Genomic DNA, 15,758 nt, shown 5'->3' with positions numbered 1-15,758 from the left:
GTCACGAAGCCAGTTCACCCCCGCCGCGCGCCCGCGGCACCCTCTCACCCGCCCAGGAGCGCAGCCATGGCCATCGAGGTCCGCATCCCGACCATCCTCCGTACCTACACCGACGGTGCCAAGGCCGTCGAAGGCGCCGGCACCAACCTCGGGGAGCTCATCGCCGACCTCGATGTCCGCCACCCGGGCATCGCCGCCCGCCTGCTGGACAACGGCGACCTGCGCCGGTTCGTGAACGTCTACCTGAACGACGAGGACGTCCGCTTCCTGGAGGGCATCGCCACCGGCGTCAAGGACGGTGACAGCATCACCATCCTGCCCGCCGTCGCCGGCGGCTCCCGCTGATGCGCTACGACAGCCCGCTCGCGGCCGTCGGCAACACCCCGCTGGTCCGGCTGCCCCGCCTGTCCGCCGCCATTCCCGGCAACGCGGACGGGCGGGTCAGCCTGTGGGCGAAGCTGGAGGACCGCAACCCGACCGGCTCGATCAAGGACCGCCCGGCGCTCTACATGATCGAGCGGGCCGAGGCCGCCGGCCGGCTCACCCCCGGCTGCACCGTGCTGGAGCCCACCAGCGGCAACACCGGTATCTCGCTGGCCATGGCGGCCAAGCTCAAGGGCTACCGGATGGTCTGCGTGATGCCGGAGAACACCAGCGAGGAGCGGCGCGAACTGCTGCGGATGTGGGGCGCGGAGATCATCTCCTCGCCCGCCGCCGGCGGTTCGAACACGGCGGTGCGGGTGGCCAAGGAGCTGGCCGCCGAGCACCCCGACTGGGTGATGCTCTATCAGTACGGCAACCCCGACAACGCCGGGGCGCACTACGCCACCACCGGTCCGGAGATCCTGGCCGACCTGCCCACGGTCACGCACTTCGTGGCCGGACTCGGCACCACCGGCACCCTGATGGGCGTCGGCCGCTTCCTGCGCGAGAAGGTGCCGGGCGTGCGGATCGTGGCTGCCGAGCCGCGCTACGACGACGTGGTCTACGGGCTGCGCAACCTGGACGAGGGCTTCGTCCCCGAGCTCTACGACGCCGAGGTGCTCACCACCCGGTTCAGCGTCGGCTCGGCCGACTCGGTCCGCCGCACCCGTGAACTCCTCGCCGAGGAGGGCATCTTCGCGGGCGTCTCGACCGGCGCGATCCTGCACGCCGCGCTCGGCGTCGGCCGGCGCGCGGCCGAGGCGGGCGAGCAGGCGGACATCGTCTTCGTGGTCCCCGACGGCGGCTGGAAGTACCTGTCCACCGGCATCTACACCGCCGAGAGCACCGAGGCGGCCGTCGAACTGCTCCAGGGCCAGCTCTGGGCGTGACGCCACCGCACCACAGGCGTGGCCGGCCCCCGAGCAGGGGAACCGGCCACGGCGGTGTCAGGGGGCATGCGGGTGGGGTTCACCTGGACGGGTGAGCGCTCTGGACGCGGGCCCAGAGGTGGCTGTCGACCGGGCCGACGCGGCGGCGGAAGTGGGTGAGCGGGACCTGCCGGAGTTCGTCCAACTCCAGCCAGCTGGCCCGGCCCTGGCGGTCGGCGACGGTGCCCGGGGGGAGGGCGAGGACGCCGGGCAGCTCGGCGTGGTGCTTGCTGGTGATCTTCGCGACGGTGGCGGTGCGCCCGTCCACCCGCAGGACCAGGCACGGGCGGTCCTTGCTGCCGGGGCCGTCCTCGAAGGGGACTTCGGCCCACCAGATCTCGCGCGGCGCGGGCGTCCGCCCGGCCCCGCCGGGGCGCGCGCCGGGCCGTTCGTCCCGGCCGGCGGGCCCGGGGCGGCCCGCGGGCGGTGCGCTGCGCGGCCGGGGCGGGCGGGGGCCGCGACCGCGGTCCGTTCCGCCGCCCGATCCGCTGCCCCGGCGCCGGCCCGCAAGCACCGCGAGGCCGATCAACAGGGCCAGGGCGGCCAGCACGATCAGCCCGATCAGCGTGGGCGGGACGCCATGCGAGTGATTCATGTGCTGACCGTACCGGGCTGTGACAGTTGAGAATTTATCCGCTTCCCGTTTCCGCTCTGTCACGGATCCATCACCGGGCCCGGCCGACACCCGCGCCCCTCACGTCACCGGAAATCGTTCAGGCAAGCCCCTAGCTCAGCTCTCGGAACACCCGGAGGTGGCGCCAGATGAGCAGTCAGCGCAGCAACGGCGACGCGTGGTCCTACGCCGAGATCGCCCGCCACATCGGAGTCCAGCCCGACACCGTGCGCAGCTACCGCCGGCACGGCCTGCTCCCCGACCCCGACTTCGTCGACCAGGCCGGCCACCCGCGCTGGTACGCCGACACCATCCGGGCCTGGGCCGTGCGCCGCCCGGGCCACCGCTGAGAAGGGGTGCGTCCGCCCCCGCGCGCGGCCCGAGCGCGCGACCCGCCCCCGCGCCGCCCCGTTCTGGTGATTCCAGCCACAGCGCGGCACGGGGGCGGGGGCAAAGTGCCGCTCCGCCCTTACTCTCGACACGCGACCGCTGCAGCTACCCGCCGGTGTGACCCGGCGGTAACTGGCGTGCTCGGGACCTGGATCGGGCGGAGGGGCTCAGGATGAAACTGACTGTGGTGGGGTGCTCCGGGAGCTTCCCCTCGCCCGACTCGCCCTGCTCCAGCTACCTGGTCGAGGCCGACGGCTACCGCCTGGTGCTCGACCTCGGCAACGGCGCGCTCGGCGCCCTGCAGAACCACATCGGCCTGTACGACGTGGACGCCGTCGCGCTGAGCCACCTGCACGCCGACCACTGCGTCGACCTGTGCGTCTACTTCGTGGCCCGCAACTACCGCCAGGAGGGCTGCCCGGAGCCGCTGCCGGTCTACGGTCCCGAGGGCACGCCGGGCCGGCTGGCCCGCGCCTACGACATGCCCGAGCAGCCCGGGATGAGCGGGGTCTTCGAGTTCCACACGCTGACCCCCGGCACCTTCGCGCTCGGCCCGCTGACGGTCACCGCGATCCGGGTCAACCACCCGGTGGAGGCCTACGCCTTCCGGATCGAGCACGGTGGCCGGTCGCTGGTCTACTCCGGCGACACCGGGGAGTGCCCGGAGCTGATCGAGCTGGCCCGGGACTGCGACTTCTTCCTGTGCGAGGCCGCCTTCACGGACGGCAAGGAGACCGTGCGGTCGATCCACCTCAACGGCCGCGAGGCCGGCGAGCACGCGGCCGCCGCCGGTGCGCGCCGCCTGGTGCTCACCCACATCCCGCCGTGGACCGATCCGCAGCGCAACCTGCGCGATGCCGAGGCCGCGTTCCGGGGCCCGGTGGAGCTGGCCAAGGCCGGCGCGACGTACGAGATCTGAGCGGGGAGACGGACATGCGAGAGGGGCACCGGCCGCGGCCGGTGCCCCTCTCGCATGCGGTCAGTGCGCGGGCGTCACGCCTTGGTGACGTCCTCGACCTCGTCCTCGGGCTCGCGGCCCGGGGTCGGGAGGTTGAACTTGGTGATCGCGAAGCGGAAGACCACGTAGTAGACCACCGCGAAGACCAGGCCGATCGGGATGATCAGCCAGGGCTTGGTGGCGAAGTGCCAGTTGAAGACGTAGTCGATCGCGCCGGCCGAGAAGGTGAAGCCGTCGTGCACGCCGAGCGCCCAGGTGATCATCATCGACAGCGCGGTCAGCACCGCGTGGACGGCGTAGAGCGCGGGGGCGATGAAGAGGAAGGCGAACTCGATCGGCTCGGTGATGCCGGTCATGAACGAGGTCAGCGCCAGCGACATCATCATGCCCATGACGGCCTTGCGGCGCTCGGGGCGGGCGCAGTGCGCGATGGCGAGCGCGGCGGCGGGCAGGCCGAACATCATGACCGGGAAGAAGCCGGACATGAACTGTCCGGCGCTGTGGTCGCCGGCGAAGAAGCGGTTCAGGTCACCCTGGACCAGCTTGCCCGAGGCGTCGTGGAAGGTGCCCGCCTGCTGCCAGAAGAAGGTGTTCGCGAACTGGTGCATGCCGACCGGCAGCAGCCCGCGGTTGATCAGGCCGAAGATGCCGGAGCCGACCGCGCCGAGGCCGATCGCCCAGTTGCTGAAGCTGTTGAGCGCGTCGCCGACCGGGCCCCAGGCCAGGCCGAAGGCGATGCCGAGGAAGGTGCCGACGAAGGCCATGATGAGCGGCACCAGGCGGCGGCCGTTGAAGAAGCCGAGCCAGTCGGGCAGCTTGGTGCGGTGGTAGCGCTGCCACAGCGTCGCGCTCAGCAGGCCGATGACCACACCGCCGAGCACGCCCGGGTTCTGCGGGGTGCCGGCCGGGTTGGCGGCCGTGACGCTGCCGGACATCGGGAAGACCGTCAGGACGTTGTGGAAGACCAGGTAGCCGACGAGGGCCGCGAGTGCGGTGGAGCCGTCCGCCTTCTTGGCGAGACCGATGGCGATGCCGACACAGAAGAGCAGCGGCATGTTGTCGAAGACCGCGTGACCGGCGGCTGCGAAGGTGGCGACCAGCTTGGCCGGCAGGTGCAGCTTGTCCTGTACGTCCGTCTGCCCCAGGCGCAGCAGGATTCCGGCGGCCGGCAGGACGGCGATCGGCAGCTGGAGGCTGCGGCCGATCTTCTGCAGGCTCTGCAGGGAGTTCTGCCCGAACTGCTTGAGGGGCGATGGTGCGGCGGGCGCCGGTGCCTGCGCAGTCGTACTCATGGGGTGGTTCCTCACGACAGGGCGTACCGGGTGGGGTGCGGCCGGGGCCGGTACGCGAACTGGTCTACACCACTAGTGGTGTAGACCAGTTTTGTAGCACGGGCCGAGAGGGGCTGGAAGGGCAGAAAGGCCCGCAGGTGGGAAGCGCTATGAAATCGAAACCTTGTTGTGGATTAACGATCATCCCACTGGATCGCGATCGAACCGTGAGCTGTCTCACGCTGGGCCATGACGGCCCTTGGGGCCACCGGGTTCAGTCCCTGGTGGTGTCCTCGACCTCGTCCTCGGGCTCGCGGCCGGGGGTGATCAGATTGAACTTGGTGATCATGAAGCGGAAGAGCGCGTAGTAGACCACCGCGAAGCAGGCGCCGATCAGGATGATCAGCCAGGGCTTGGTGGCCAGGGTCCAGTTGATCAGGTAGTCGATCAGGCCGGCGGAGAAGCTGAACCCGTCGTGCACCCCCAGTGCCCAGGTGACGCCCATCGACACCCCGGTCAGCAGGACGTGCGCCACGTAGAGCAGGGGGGCGACGTAGAGGAAGGAGTACTCGATCGGCTCGGTCACGCCCGTCACGAAGCTGGTCAGCGCGACCGAGGTCATCAGGCCCATCACCTCCTTGCGGCGGTGCGGCTTGGCGCAGTGCGCGATGGCCAGGGCGGCGGCGGGCAGCGCGAACATCATGATCGGGAAGAAGCCCGAGGTGAACTGCCCGGCCGTCGGGTCGCCCGCCAGGAAGCGGTTGATGTCGCCGTTGACCACGGTGCCGTCGGGCTTGGTGTAGCTGCCGTACTGGAACCACATGAAGGTGTTCAGGAACTGGTGCATGCCGATCACCAGCAGCGCGCGGTTCGCCACGCCGAAGATGCCGGAGCCGAGCGAGCCGAGGTCGGAGAGCCACTTGCTGAAGTGGGTCAGCGCCGTCCCGATCGGCGGCCAGACCCACAGGGCCAGGACCGCGAAGACCAGCCCGACGAAGGCCATGACCATCGGCACCAGGCGGCGCCCGTTGAAGAAGCCCAGCCAGTCCACCAGCTTGGTCCGGTGGAAGCGCACCCAGCACCAGGCGGACATCAGGCCCATGATGATGCCGCCGAAGACCCCGGGGTTCTGGTAGCTCGGTGGCGTGGTCGGCGGCTTCACCGGGAACTGGTGCAGGATGTTGAAGTAGACGAGGAAGCCGGCCACCGCCGCGAGCGCGGTCGAGCCGTCGGCCTTCTTGGCCATGCCGATCGCGACGCCGACGCAGAAGAGCAGCGGCAGGCCGAGCGAGGAGTCCAGCAGTGCGCCACCGGCGCCCGACAGCACCTTGGCGACGTCCGGCCAGTCGGCGACCTTGCCCTCGGGGCCGAAGATGTCCGGCTGGCCCAGGCGGTTGAGGATGCCGGCGGCGGGGAGCACGGCGACCGGCAGCTGCAGCGAGCGGCCCATCTTCTGCAGGCCCCCGTAGAAGGTCTGCCACCGCTGCTTGCGCGGGACCGCGGGGCTCGCCGAGCTCATCATCGTCCTTCCGCAGTTCCGGCAGGCCGGAGCCGCGAGCGGTCCGGGCGGTGGGCGGTTGCGGGAACACCGGCACCACCCCGCACGTTTTGGGAAGTACACCCGTATTGGTGTAGACCAGTCGTGGCGCAGCCGTACCGACGTGGACCTGAACCCCACTCATCGTCATCCTGGGAGGAAGATCCACGACGTGCGCGCGGTGCTGGGCCGATCGGGTACCAGCGTGGCGCATCATCCGGAACCGGGTGATCCTGGTCGCGCCGGTGTGCGCGGCGGGCTGCTGAGCCCGCGTCATCCCGGCCACCCCCGCAGGGCACATCGCAGGACGGCCTCCGGCAAAGCAACCGGAACGCCGAAACAGAGGGAGAAAGACAATGGCCACCAAGGCTGAGAAGATCGTCGCCGGTCTCGGCGGTATCGACAACATCGAAGAGGTCGAAGGCTGCATCACCCGGCTGCGGACCGAGGTCAAGGACGCCTCCCTCATCGACGAAGCCGCCCTGAAGGCCGCCGGCGCCCACGGCGTGGTGAAGATGGGCACCGCGATCCAGGTCGTCATCGGCACCGACGCGGACCCGATCGCCGCCGAGATCGAGGACATGATGTGAGCTGAGGCTCATCCGGCACCGCCGCCCGGGCCCGTCACCGCACCGCGGTGGCGGGCCCTCGGGGTATGTCCGGTATGCGTGGAGCGACTAGGCTCAGACGCTATGTCACGCATCGACGGTCGCACGCCCGACCAACTCCGCCCGATCACCATCGAGCGCGGCTGGAGCAAGCACGCCGAAGGCTCGGTCCTGGTCTCCTACGGCGACACCAAGGTGCTCTGCACCGCCAGCGTCACCGAAGGCGTCCCGCGCTGGCGCAAGGGCAGCGGCGAGGGCTGGGTCACCGCCGAGTACGCCATGCTGCCGCGCGCCACCAACACCCGCGGCGACCGCGAGTCCGTCCGTGGCAAGATCGGCGGCCGCACCCACGAGATCAGCCGGCTGATCGGCCGTTCGCTGCGCGCCGTGGTCGACCACCGCGCGCTCGCCGAGAACACCATCGTGCTCGACTGCGACGTGCTGCAGGCCGACGGCGGCACCCGCACCGCCGCGATCACCGGCGCCTACGTCGCCCTGGTCGACGCCGTCTCCTGGGCCCGGGAGCGCAAGCTGCTGCGCGCCAAGGGGCAGCCGATCACCGGCGGCGTCAGCGCGGTCAGCGTCGGCATCATCGACGGCGTGCCGATGCTCGACCTGCGCTACGAGGAGGACGTGCGCGCCGAGACCGACATGAACATCGTCTGCACCGCCGACGGCCGCTTCGTCGAGGTCCAGGGCACCGCCGAGGGGGCGCCGTTCGACCGCGACCTGCTCAACCAGCTGCTCGACCTGGGCACGCTGGGCTGCGCCGAACTGGACGAGATCCAGCGCAAGGCGCTCGACGGCTGATCGGATCCGAACGGATCACGTCAGGGTGGGCGGGCGGGGCTGTACACGGCGCCGTCCGGAACGTACGGTTCCCGGACCAGCACACCGCATCGGAGGACCGCGATGCAGCAGAGCATGACCCGTCCCGCCGCCCTCGCCGTGGCCGCGCTGATCCTCGTCCTCCCGCTCAGTGCGGTCAGTTGCTCGGCCACCCAGAAGGCGCTCGACTGCGGCAACACGGCGGTGCGGGTCGGCACCGACCTCGGCCAGCTCAACAGCGCCTACGGCAACGCGAACAACGACCCGGCCGCGGCCGGGCGCGCGCTGGCGAACCTCAAGGCCGACCTCGACAAGCTCGGCAGGAACGCCGGCGGCACCGACGTCTCCAAGGCCGTCACCGACCTGCAGCAGCAGGCCGACAAGGCACAGCAGGCGATCGACGCCAAGCAGGTCCCCGACCTCGGGCCGATGGGTGACGCGGCGTCGAACCTGACGAAGGTCTGCACCGGCTGAGCCGCTGACGGGCCGTCGCACGGCCGGGCGGCGGCCCGTCAGCGGGCCGTTGGGCGGCGACTGGGGCGGGACGGGGGATACTCGGGGGTCATGAGCACTCCCCGACGCCTCGTCCTCGCCACCCGCAACCAGCACAAGGTCATCGAACTGCGCGCGATCCTCGGCGCCGCGGGCCTCGACGTCGACTTGGTCGGCGCCGACGCCTACCCCGAGATCCCCGACGTCCGCGAGACCGGCGTGACCTTCGCCGAGAACGCCCTCCTCAAGGCCCACGCGCTGGCCCGGGCCACCGGCCTGCCCGCCGTCGCCGACGACTCCGGCCTGTGCGTGGACGTCCTCGGGGGTGCGCCCGGCATCTTCTCCGCCCGCTGGGCCGGCAAGCACGGCGACGACCGCGCCAACCTGGAGCTGCTGCTCGCCCAGCTCTCCGACATCGCCGACCCGCACCGCGGCGCCCACTTCGCCTGCGCGGCGGCGCTGGCCCTGCCGGACGGCACCGAACGCGTGGTGGAGGGCCGCCTGCTGGGCACCCTGCGCACGGCCCCGGCGGGCGAGGGCGGCTTCGGCTACGACCCGATCCTGCAGCCCCTCGGCGAGACCCGCACCTGCGCGGAACTGACCGCGGCGGAGAAGAACGCGATCAGCCACCGGGGCCAGGCGTTCCGGGAACTGGCGCCGGTGGTGGGGGAGTTGCTGGGGTGAGCCCAACGCGAGGAGAAGGCCGGGCTGAAGCTCTCAGCCCGGCCTTCTCCTCGCAGGTGAACCTGAGTGCGGCCGAAGGGATTCGAACCCTCAAGCCCTCACGGGCCAGCGGACCTAAACCGCTTGCGTCGCCGTTGCGCCACGGCCGCAGGAACTGCTGCGGCCAATGGTACTTGGGTCCGGCGGGTTGTTCACATCCCGTTGGTGAGATCCGACGACGCGCTGATCTTCTTGCGGCGACAGTAGGTCGCGGTAACGGCGTGACAGTTGGGGCAGAGGAGGCGGAGGTTGTTGGGTCGGTTGTCCGACCAGTCTCCGTTGATGTGGTCGACTTCGCCGCCACCGCTGTGGGGGTCGGGTCAGGCCTCGACCTTGAGGTCGCGCAGGAGCTTGGCGACGTGGCCGGTGGCCTTGACGTTGTAGAGGGCCCGCTCGACCTTGCCCTGCTCGTCGACGATCACGGTGGAGCGGATCACGCCGACCACCGTCTTGCCGTAGAGGGACTTCTCGCCGTAGGCCGCGTAGGCCGCAAGGACGGACTTGTCGGCGTCGGAGAGCAGGGTGACCTTGAGGTTCTCGGTCTCACGGAACTTGCCGAGCTTCTCCGGCTTGTCCGGCGAGATGCCGATGACGTCGTACCCGGCGCCGGCGAAGACCTCCAGGTTGTCGGTGAAGTCGCAGGCCTGGGTGGTGCAGCCGGGGGTCAGGGCGGCGGGGTAGAAGTAGACGATCACCTTGCGGCCGAGGTGGTCCGCGAGGGACACCTGCTTGCCGTCGGCGTCGGGCAGGGAGAAGGCGGGGGCGGTGTCCCCGGCCTGGAGACGCTCAGTCACGGTTGATCTCCTGTGCTGGACTAGGTGGTCGTGCCATCGGCAAACCTACCTCTGATGGTGGGTGGGACTGCGCGCCCTGGCGGGGGAGCTGACAGACTGAGCGGGAGCAGACCGTGACGCGAGGCGAGTGAGGTGGCCCGGGTGGGCAAGGGGAAGACGAAGGACGCGGTGCGGGACGACGCCGGGCGGAGCACCGCCGAGATCGAGGCGAACATCGCCCGCACCCGCACGCAGCTGGCGGACACGCTGGACGAGCTGGCGATGCGGGTGCACCCGACCACGGTCGCCGCCCAGGTGCGGGCGAAGGCGCTGGCCGCGGTGGAGCAGCGGGCCGGGCGGCTCTACGTCGGCGCCAGCCGGGCCGTGGAGCAGGTGAAGGCGCAGTTCGTGGACGAGAAGGGCCAGCCGCGCAAGGAGCGGATCGTGCCGGCGGTGCTGGTCGGCGGCGGTGTGCTGCTGCTGGTCGCCTCGGCGCGCAAGCGCAAGAGCGACTGACGCGAGCGGGGCGACCGACCGGGGACGGATCGTGGGCCAGCGCTCCGGCGCGGGCCCGCGCCAGGTACCGTCTGGGCGTGAGCGCGAACGACGAGCAGAGCAAGCAGGCCGAGCAGCCGGTGTCCACCGGGCTGCCCGAACACGGCCGACACGACCGGCTGGGCGAGAAGCTGCCGATCCGGATGCTGCATGACCGGGTGCTGGTGCGCACCGAGGGCGGGGAGGGCGAGCGCCGCTCGACGGGCGGGATCCTGATCCCTGCCACGGCCGAGCTGAGCAAGCGGTGCACCTGGGCGGAGGCGGTCGCGGTGGGCCAGTCCGTGCGCGCGGTGGAGCCCGGGGACCGGGTGCTGTACGACCCCGAGGACAAGCTGGAGGTCGAGGTGCGCGGCGCGACCTACGTGCTGCTGCGCGAGCGTGACCTGCACGCGGTGGCCGCCGAGCGGCTGAAGGACTCGGAGGGGTCGACGGGGCTCTACCTGTAGGACCGCCGGCGCCGTTGGCATGTCGAGGGCCCCGCCTGGTGTCAGGTGGGGCTCCTCCTCGTTCGGGCTAGGCGGGGTGGCTGGGGTGGGTCGGCTGACTCACCGTGTGGAGTGCGGCGGATGCGTTCCGTCGCGACTCCCCGAGCCCCCTGGAACAGGAGAAGTACCCTCATGCGTGCCCTTTGGACGGCTGCCGCGCTCACCGCGGCGATGAGCCTCACCACGGTCGGCGCCGCGGCTGCGGCCGTCCCCACCCGGGACCCCGACGCGCTGGCGGTGGTGGCGGCGCACCTGGCCTCGCTGCCGATGCCGGCGATGCCTGCCATGCCGGTGCGGGATGCGGATCCGGCGCTGCCGTCGCTCCCGATCACCCTGCCGACGAGCCTGCCGTCGCTGCCGATCACCCTGCCCACCGGCTTGCCGACGAGCCTTCCGTCGCTCCCCGCGCTGCCGACGAGCCTTCCGTCGCTGCCGGTCACCCTTCCCTCCCTGCCGGCCCTGCCGACCAGCCTTCCCACCACCCTGCCGGGCGTCGGTGCGCTGACCGCGCTGCTCAGCTCCTTGCTGTCCACGATCACCAACCTGCTGGCCAGCCTCGGGATCCCGATCACGCTGCCCACCCTGCCCGCTCTGTCCCCCGCGGACCCGGCTGCTCTCCAGCAGACGGTGAACGGCCTGCAGCGGGCCGCGGAGCAGCTGAACGGGGCGGTCTCGGCCGCCAAAGCGGGTGCCGCGCACGCGCACTGACGCTGCTGTGCCCCTGATGCCCCCGGCGCCGCGCCTCGGCGCACCGGGGGCATCGGCGCGTCCGGGTGAGTCCGCGGAAAAACCCCTGCCGTCGCGGGGGCGGGCCGCTACCGTGGTCTGACACAACCTCAGATCTGTCGCAGCCCCGAACGAGGCCCCGGACCCCCCGGGTGTCCATCGGTCGGGGCTCTTGGGCGCGGCCCCGTGCCGGGCGGCGCCGTCCTGTTCGCGTGCGGAGCGGCAGCTTCGCCGAAAAGTCGACAAGGAGATATTTGATGGACACGTCGGCCGGGCTCTACCTGGCCATCGCGCGCGGCGGCTTCCGCCGCTACTCCACCTATCGGGTGGCGACGCTGGCCGGGGCCTTCACCAACACCGTCTTCGGGTTCATCCTGGCCGCCACCTTCCTGGCGCTGTGGCGGGCCAAGCCGGGCCTGGGCGGCTACGGCACCGAACAGGCCGTCACCTACATCTGGGTCAGCCAGGCGCTGCTGGTGACCGTCGCGGCCTGGGGCGGCGGGTTCCAGGACGACATCCAGGCGCGCTTCCGCACCGGTGACATCGCCGTCGACCTGTACCGCCCGGTGGACTTCCTCGGCTGGTGGCTGGCCGCCGAGCTGGGCCGGGCGGCCTTCCAGCTGCTCACCCGCGGCGTCGTCCCGCTGGCCGTCGGAGTGCTGGCCGGACAGGCCGTGCTGCCGCACTCGGTGCTGACCTGGCCGGTCTTCCTGGTCTCGGTGCTGCTCGCCGTGCTGGTCAGCTTCGGGCTGCGGTTCCTGGTCTCGGTGGCCGCCTTCTGGCTGCACGACGCGGACGGGCTGCGCGCGCTGATGCTGGTGATCTCGATGTTCATGTCCGGGATGCTGCTGCCGCTCACCCTCTTCCCCGAGGGGCTGCGGCAGGCGGCCCAGGCGCTGCCCTGGTCGGCCATCATCCAGGTGCCCTGCGACGTCTTCCTGGAGCGCTACGGCGACCGGCCGCTGACCGGGCGGGTGCTGGGCGAGCTGGGGTTCCAGCTGCTCTGGGCCGTGCTGCTGCTCGCCGCCGGGCGCCTGGCCCAGGCGCTGGCCACCCGCAAGGTGGTGGTCCAGGGTGGCTGACCCGCTGGTCGCACGGGTCTGCTGGGCGGCCACCTCCTGGCGGCTGGCAGCCGCCATGTGGATGCGCGCCGCACTCTCCTACCGCACCTCCTTCGTGCTGACCTCGCTGGGCAGCCTGGCCATCACCGGCCTGGACTTCGTGGTGCTGGTCCTGATGCTGCGGCACACCGGCCGGCTCGGCGGCTGGACGCTGCCCGAGATCGGTCTGCTCTACGGCACCTCGGGCTTCTCGCTGGGGGTCGCCGACCTGCTGATCGGCTCGGTGGACGGGCTGGGCGAGCGGATCCGCTCCGGAGAGCTGGACGTGCTGCTGATCCGGCCGGCCCCCGCGCTCTCGATGGTCTGCGCCGAGCGCTTCACGCTGCGCCGGATCGCGCGTCCGCTGCAGGCGCTGGCGGTGCTCGGCTGGTCGCTCGGCGAGCTGCCGCTGCACTGGACCTGGGGGCGGATCCTGCTGCTGCCCACCCTGCTGATCAGCGGCACGGTGATCTTCGGGGCGGTCTTCGTGGCCGGTGCGGCCGTGCAGTTCTGGTGGGACGAGAGCCGGGAGTTCCAGAACGCCTTCACCTACGGCGGCGCCAGTCTGCTCAGCCACCCGCCCGGCATCTACGCCAGGAAGCTGCTCGCCGGGGCCACCTTCGGGATCCCGCTGGCCTTCGTCAACTGGCTGCCGCTGCTCTACCTGCTGGACCGCCCGGACCCGCTCGGCCTGCCGGCGGCCTTCGGCCTGGCCTCGCCGCTGGCGGCCGTGCTCAGCGCGCTGGGCGCCGGGCTCGCCTGGCGGGCCGGGCTGCGCGCCTACCGCGGCACCGGCAGCTGATCAACCGTCAGCTCCGCTCCACTGAAAGGAAGTCAGTCATGAGCCTGATCGAACTCGACGATGTGTCAAGGACCTTCAGTATCCGGACCAGGACCGGCCGGCTGCGCCGTGAGCGGCGCGAGGTGCGCGCGGTGGACGGGTTGAGCTTCACCGTGGCGGCCGGCGAGTGCGTCGGCTACATCGGGCCGAACGGCGCGGGCAAGTCGACCACGATCAAGATGCTCACCGGGATCCTGGTGCCGACCTCGGGCCGGCTGCGGGTGGCGGGGGTGGACCCGGCGCGTGACCGGGTCGCCCTGGCCCGCCGGATCGGGGTGGTCTTCGGCCAGCGCACCACGCTCTGGTGGGACCTGCCGCTGCGCGACTCCTACGAGCTGGCCCGCCGGCTCTACCGGATCCCACCCCCTCGGTACCGGGCCAATCTGGCCCGGTGTGTCGAACTGTTGCAGCTGGGCGACCTGTTGGACACCCCGGTGCGCCAACTCTCGCTCGGCCAGCGGATGCGCGGCGACCTGGCCGCCGCGCTGCTGCACGACCCGCAGGTGCTCTACCTGGACGAGCCGACCATCGGCCTGGACGTGGTCAGCAGGGCGCGGGTGCGCGAGTTCCTGCGGGAGATCAACGCGAGCGGCACCACCGTGCTGCTGACCACCCACGACCTGACCGATATCGAGCAGCTGTGCGGGCGGGTGATGGTGATCGACCACGGCCGGGTGGTCTACGACGGCGACCTGCCGGGGCTGCACGCGACGGGCGAGAGCGAGCGGGTCCTGGTGGTCGACCTGGCCAGGGAGGCCGCGCCGATCGAGGTGCCCGGCGCGCGGGTGGTCAAGGTGGAGGGCAGTCGGCAGTGGCTGGCGTTCCCGGCCCAGCGCAGCGCGGCGCCGATCGTGGCCGCGGTCGCCGAGCGCTACCCGCTGCTCGACCTTTCGGTGCGGGAACCGGCGATCGAGGACGTGATCGCGCGGATGTACGCGGGGGTCGCGATCGGCTGAACGGGCGTGACCCGGGCGGGGCGGCGGCGGTTGAGTCCTGCGGCGAGGTGATGGTGTGGCGGGCAGTGCGCGGGCGGGCGGGGGCGAGGGCACCCCGGTGCCCGAGGTGACCGTGGTGCTGGCGGTCCGCCACGCGCCGGCCGCCCGGTCGGCGGCGCTCGCGGCGCTGCCGGCGCAGTCGATCCGACGCCGGCGCTCCGGCGCGCTGGAGGTGCTGGCCGTCGCCGACTGTGCCCACGGTCCGGCCGACCACTGCGCCACCGACTGCGCTGCGGGCCTGCGGCTGCGCGGCTGGGCCGAGCGGTACCCGGACCTGGTCCGAGCGGTCGAGCCGGCGGCCGCCGGGCAGCTGGCCGAGCTGGCGCGCGGGCGGTACCTGCTCCTGCTCGGCCCCGAGGAGCCGCTCGCCGCCCAGGCGCTGGAGCGCCTGGTGGCGCTGGCCGACCGGACCCGCGCCGACGTGGTGCTGGGGCGGCGGGCGTGGGACCGGCGGGCGATCTTCGACCGGTCCTGGACCCGGGTCGAGGCGGTGGACTGTGTGCTCTCCGGGGCGCTCGGCGCGGTCGCGCTGCTCCGGCGCGACCTGCTGACCGGCGCCGGGCTGCGTCCGCGGCTGGAGCTCGGAGAGCACGCGGCCCGCCCCCTCACCCTGGCGGCCTGCCTGAGCTCGCGCCGGATCGCGGTGCTGGGTGGGGAGGACTGCCTGGTGGCGGCCGAACCGGACGAGGCGACGGACGAGGCGGACGCGGCCACGGACGGGCCCACGGACGAGGAGCAGGATCGGGCAGCGGGAGGCCGGGCGGCCGGGCCGGTGGCCGGCCCCGGGCGGCCCCGGCACGAGGAGCGGCTGCGCGGGGTGGCCGCGCTGGTGGAGGTGGTCCGGCAGCTGGCCGAGCCGGGGGCGGAGCTGGCGGTGCTGCTGGACTGGGTGTTCGGCTGGGAGCTGCCGCAGCTGCTGTGCACCGACTTCCTGACGCTGGAGGTCGCGGCGCAGCGGCGGCTCTGCGCCGGGGTGGGCCGGCTGGTCGAGCGGCACTGCCCGCCGGTGCGGTTGCAGGCGGTGGCCGCCCGGGACCGGCTGCGGCTCGAACTGGCCTGCCGCGGCCGGGTGGCGGCGCTGCGCCGGTTGATCCGCTATCAGGCGGCCTACGGCGAGCCGGCCATGCACCTGGTCGCGGGGGAGCGGGCGGCGCAGCCCCTGGCGGTGGCCGCACCGGATGCCTCGACGCCGGCCGAGCCCGCGCTGGTGGTGCAGGTGTGGCGCGGGCTGGTGCCGGTCCAGCTGCGGCGGCGGCTGCGGCGGCAGCCCGCCTGGCGCGGCTTCGTGAACCGGGCCTACGCGCGCTGGGGCTGAGCCCGGCGCGGGCCGGGAGGGCCCCGGCCGGCGGGGGCTCAGGGTGAGGTCAGGGTGAGGTCAGGGACGGGAGAACGCTTGATCGCCCCGTCGATCGGTGACACTGGTCGGGTGGAGAGCGAGAACAGCGCGCAGGCAGCCGGGGCGGGCGTCCGGTTCACCGCGGCGGACGAGGAGAAGCGCCGCGGCGTGCGCC

General features: G+C 72.2%; 19 protein-coding genes, 1 tRNA gene and 1 pseudogene. 15 read left to right on the top strand and 6 right to left on the bottom strand.

Going from position 1 to position 15,758, the window contains the following annotated elements; translation table 11 throughout:
- Positions 1-66 precede the first annotated feature (66 nt).
- The gene (locus OG500_RS14680; RefSeq protein ID WP_184937747.1) at positions 67-345 is read left to right on the top strand and encodes a MoaD/ThiS family protein; all 279 of its coding nucleotides are present in this window, start codon (positions 67-69) and stop codon (positions 343-345) included.
- Positions 345-1,313 (top strand): PLP-dependent cysteine synthase family protein, encoded by a 969-nt coding sequence (locus OG500_RS14675; protein WP_327067124.1) that lies wholly within the window; start codon positions 345-347, stop codon positions 1,311-1,313. The genes OG500_RS14680 and OG500_RS14675 overlap by 1 nt, the downstream gene beginning before the upstream one ends.
- Before the next feature lie 79 nt (positions 1,314-1,392).
- Here the strand turns inward: OG500_RS14675 and OG500_RS14670 are convergent, their stop codons facing one another.
- Positions 1,393-1,947: a type II toxin-antitoxin system PemK/MazF family toxin gene (locus OG500_RS14670; protein ID WP_329580519.1), complete on the bottom strand. Its 555-nt coding sequence runs from the start codon at positions 1,945-1,947 to the stop codon at positions 1,393-1,395.
- A 167-nt stretch (positions 1,948-2,114) separates the two neighbouring features.
- Here OG500_RS14670 and OG500_RS14665 point away from each other — a divergent pair, with 167 nt between their 5' ends.
- The gene (locus tag OG500_RS14665) at positions 2,115-2,315 is read left to right on the top strand and encodes a MerR family transcriptional regulator (RefSeq protein ID WP_327067122.1); all 201 of its coding nucleotides are present in this window, start codon (positions 2,115-2,117) and stop codon (positions 2,313-2,315) included.
- 212 nt (positions 2,316-2,527) lie between these two features.
- Positions 2,528-3,274 carry an MBL fold metallo-hydrolase gene (locus OG500_RS14660; RefSeq protein ID WP_329580516.1) on the top strand — a complete coding sequence of 249 codons (747 nt, stop codon included), beginning with the start codon at positions 2,528-2,530 and terminating at the stop codon, positions 3,272-3,274.
- A 74-nt stretch (positions 3,275-3,348) separates the two neighbouring features.
- Here the strand turns inward: OG500_RS14660 and OG500_RS14655 are convergent, their stop codons facing one another.
- Both OG500_RS14655 and OG500_RS14650 read right to left on the bottom strand, forming a co-directional pair.
- Complete coding sequence (locus OG500_RS14655; RefSeq protein ID WP_327067120.1) at positions 3,349-4,605, bottom strand: PTS transporter subunit EIIC; 1,257 nt, start codon at positions 4,603-4,605, stop codon at positions 3,349-3,351.
- Positions 4,606-4,858: 253 nt separating this feature from the next.
- Positions 4,859-6,103, bottom strand: a complete 1,245-nt coding sequence (locus OG500_RS14650) for a PTS transporter subunit EIIC (protein WP_329580512.1) — start codon at positions 6,101-6,103, stop codon at positions 4,859-4,861.
- Between the two features lie 317 nt (positions 6,104-6,420).
- Between OG500_RS14650 and OG500_RS14645 the strand changes: the two genes are divergently transcribed.
- From OG500_RS14645 to rdgB, 4 genes are all read left to right on the top strand, one after another.
- Positions 6,421-6,711, top strand: a complete 291-nt coding sequence (locus OG500_RS14645; RefSeq protein WP_327071564.1) for a PTS glucose/sucrose transporter subunit IIB — start codon at positions 6,421-6,423, stop codon at positions 6,709-6,711.
- 102 nt (positions 6,712-6,813) lie between these two features.
- A complete protein-coding gene (gene rph, locus OG500_RS14640) occupies positions 6,814-7,539 on the top strand; it encodes a ribonuclease PH (protein WP_329580509.1) in 726 nt (241 codons plus the stop codon).
- A 102-nt stretch (positions 7,540-7,641) separates the two neighbouring features.
- Positions 7,642-8,031: a hypothetical protein gene (locus tag OG500_RS14635; RefSeq protein ID WP_329580506.1), complete on the top strand. Its 390-nt coding sequence runs from the start codon at positions 7,642-7,644 to the stop codon at positions 8,029-8,031.
- Between the two features lie 90 nt (positions 8,032-8,121).
- The gene (rdgB, locus tag OG500_RS14630) at positions 8,122-8,733 is read left to right on the top strand and encodes an RdgB/HAM1 family non-canonical purine NTP pyrophosphatase (RefSeq protein WP_327067116.1); all 612 of its coding nucleotides are present in this window, start codon (positions 8,122-8,124) and stop codon (positions 8,731-8,733) included.
- 67 nt (positions 8,734-8,800) lie between these two features.
- On the opposite strand, the gene OG500_RS14625 is transcribed toward rdgB, so the two are convergent.
- The 3 genes and pseudogenes from OG500_RS14625 to bcp all read right to left on the bottom strand — a co-directional run bounded on the left by OG500_RS14625 (position 8,801) and on the right by bcp (position 9,566).
- Positions 8,801-8,882, bottom strand: a tRNA-Leu gene (locus OG500_RS14625).
- A gap of 42 nt (positions 8,883-8,924) precedes the next feature.
- Positions 8,925-9,068, bottom strand: a pseudogene (locus tag OG500_RS14620) (HNH endonuclease); the annotation flags it as partial.
- A 24-nt stretch (positions 9,069-9,092) separates the two neighbouring features.
- Entirely contained in the window at positions 9,093-9,566 is a 474-nt protein-coding gene (gene bcp, locus OG500_RS14615; protein WP_327067115.1) for a thioredoxin-dependent thiol peroxidase, read from the bottom strand.
- A gap of 141 nt (positions 9,567-9,707) precedes the next feature.
- On the opposite strand from bcp, the gene OG500_RS14610 reads away from it, so the two are divergent.
- The 7 genes from OG500_RS14610 (at position 9,708) to OG500_RS14580 (ending at position 15,562) form a co-directional block, all read left to right on the top strand.
- Positions 9,708-10,061, top strand: coding sequence for a DUF3618 domain-containing protein (locus OG500_RS14610; RefSeq protein WP_327067114.1), 354 nt, complete (start codon positions 9,708-9,710; stop codon positions 10,059-10,061).
- A gap of 182 nt (positions 10,062-10,243) precedes the next feature.
- Complete coding sequence (locus OG500_RS14605) at positions 10,244-10,546, top strand: GroES family chaperonin (protein ID WP_327071563.1); 303 nt, start codon at positions 10,244-10,246, stop codon at positions 10,544-10,546.
- 171 nt (positions 10,547-10,717) lie between these two features.
- Positions 10,718-11,293, top strand: a complete 576-nt coding sequence (locus OG500_RS14600; protein ID WP_329580502.1) for a hypothetical protein — start codon at positions 10,718-10,720, stop codon at positions 11,291-11,293.
- Between the two features lie 275 nt (positions 11,294-11,568).
- The gene (locus tag OG500_RS14595; protein WP_329580499.1) at positions 11,569-12,393 is read left to right on the top strand and encodes an ABC transporter permease; all 825 of its coding nucleotides are present in this window, start codon (positions 11,569-11,571) and stop codon (positions 12,391-12,393) included.
- The gene (locus tag OG500_RS14590; protein ID WP_327067111.1) at positions 12,386-13,213 is read left to right on the top strand and encodes an ABC transporter permease; all 828 of its coding nucleotides are present in this window, start codon (positions 12,386-12,388) and stop codon (positions 13,211-13,213) included. The genes OG500_RS14595 and OG500_RS14590 overlap by 8 nt, the downstream gene beginning before the upstream one ends.
- 38 nt (positions 13,214-13,251) lie before the next feature.
- Positions 13,252-14,208, top strand: a complete 957-nt coding sequence (locus tag OG500_RS14585; RefSeq protein ID WP_329580495.1) for an ABC transporter ATP-binding protein — start codon at positions 13,252-13,254, stop codon at positions 14,206-14,208.
- Positions 14,209-14,263: 55 nt separating this feature from the next.
- Entirely contained in the window at positions 14,264-15,562 is a 1,299-nt protein-coding gene (locus OG500_RS14580) for a hypothetical protein (protein WP_329580492.1), read from the top strand.
- Positions 15,563-15,758 lie beyond the last annotated feature (196 nt).

Source organism: Kitasatospora sp. NBC_01250 (genome assembly GCF_036226465.1).
Classification (GTDB): domain Bacteria; phylum Actinomycetota; class Actinomycetes; order Streptomycetales; family Streptomycetaceae; genus Kitasatospora.
Note: the sequence above shows the minus strand (reverse complement) of the source record. Positions and strands in the feature narration are given on the sequence as shown.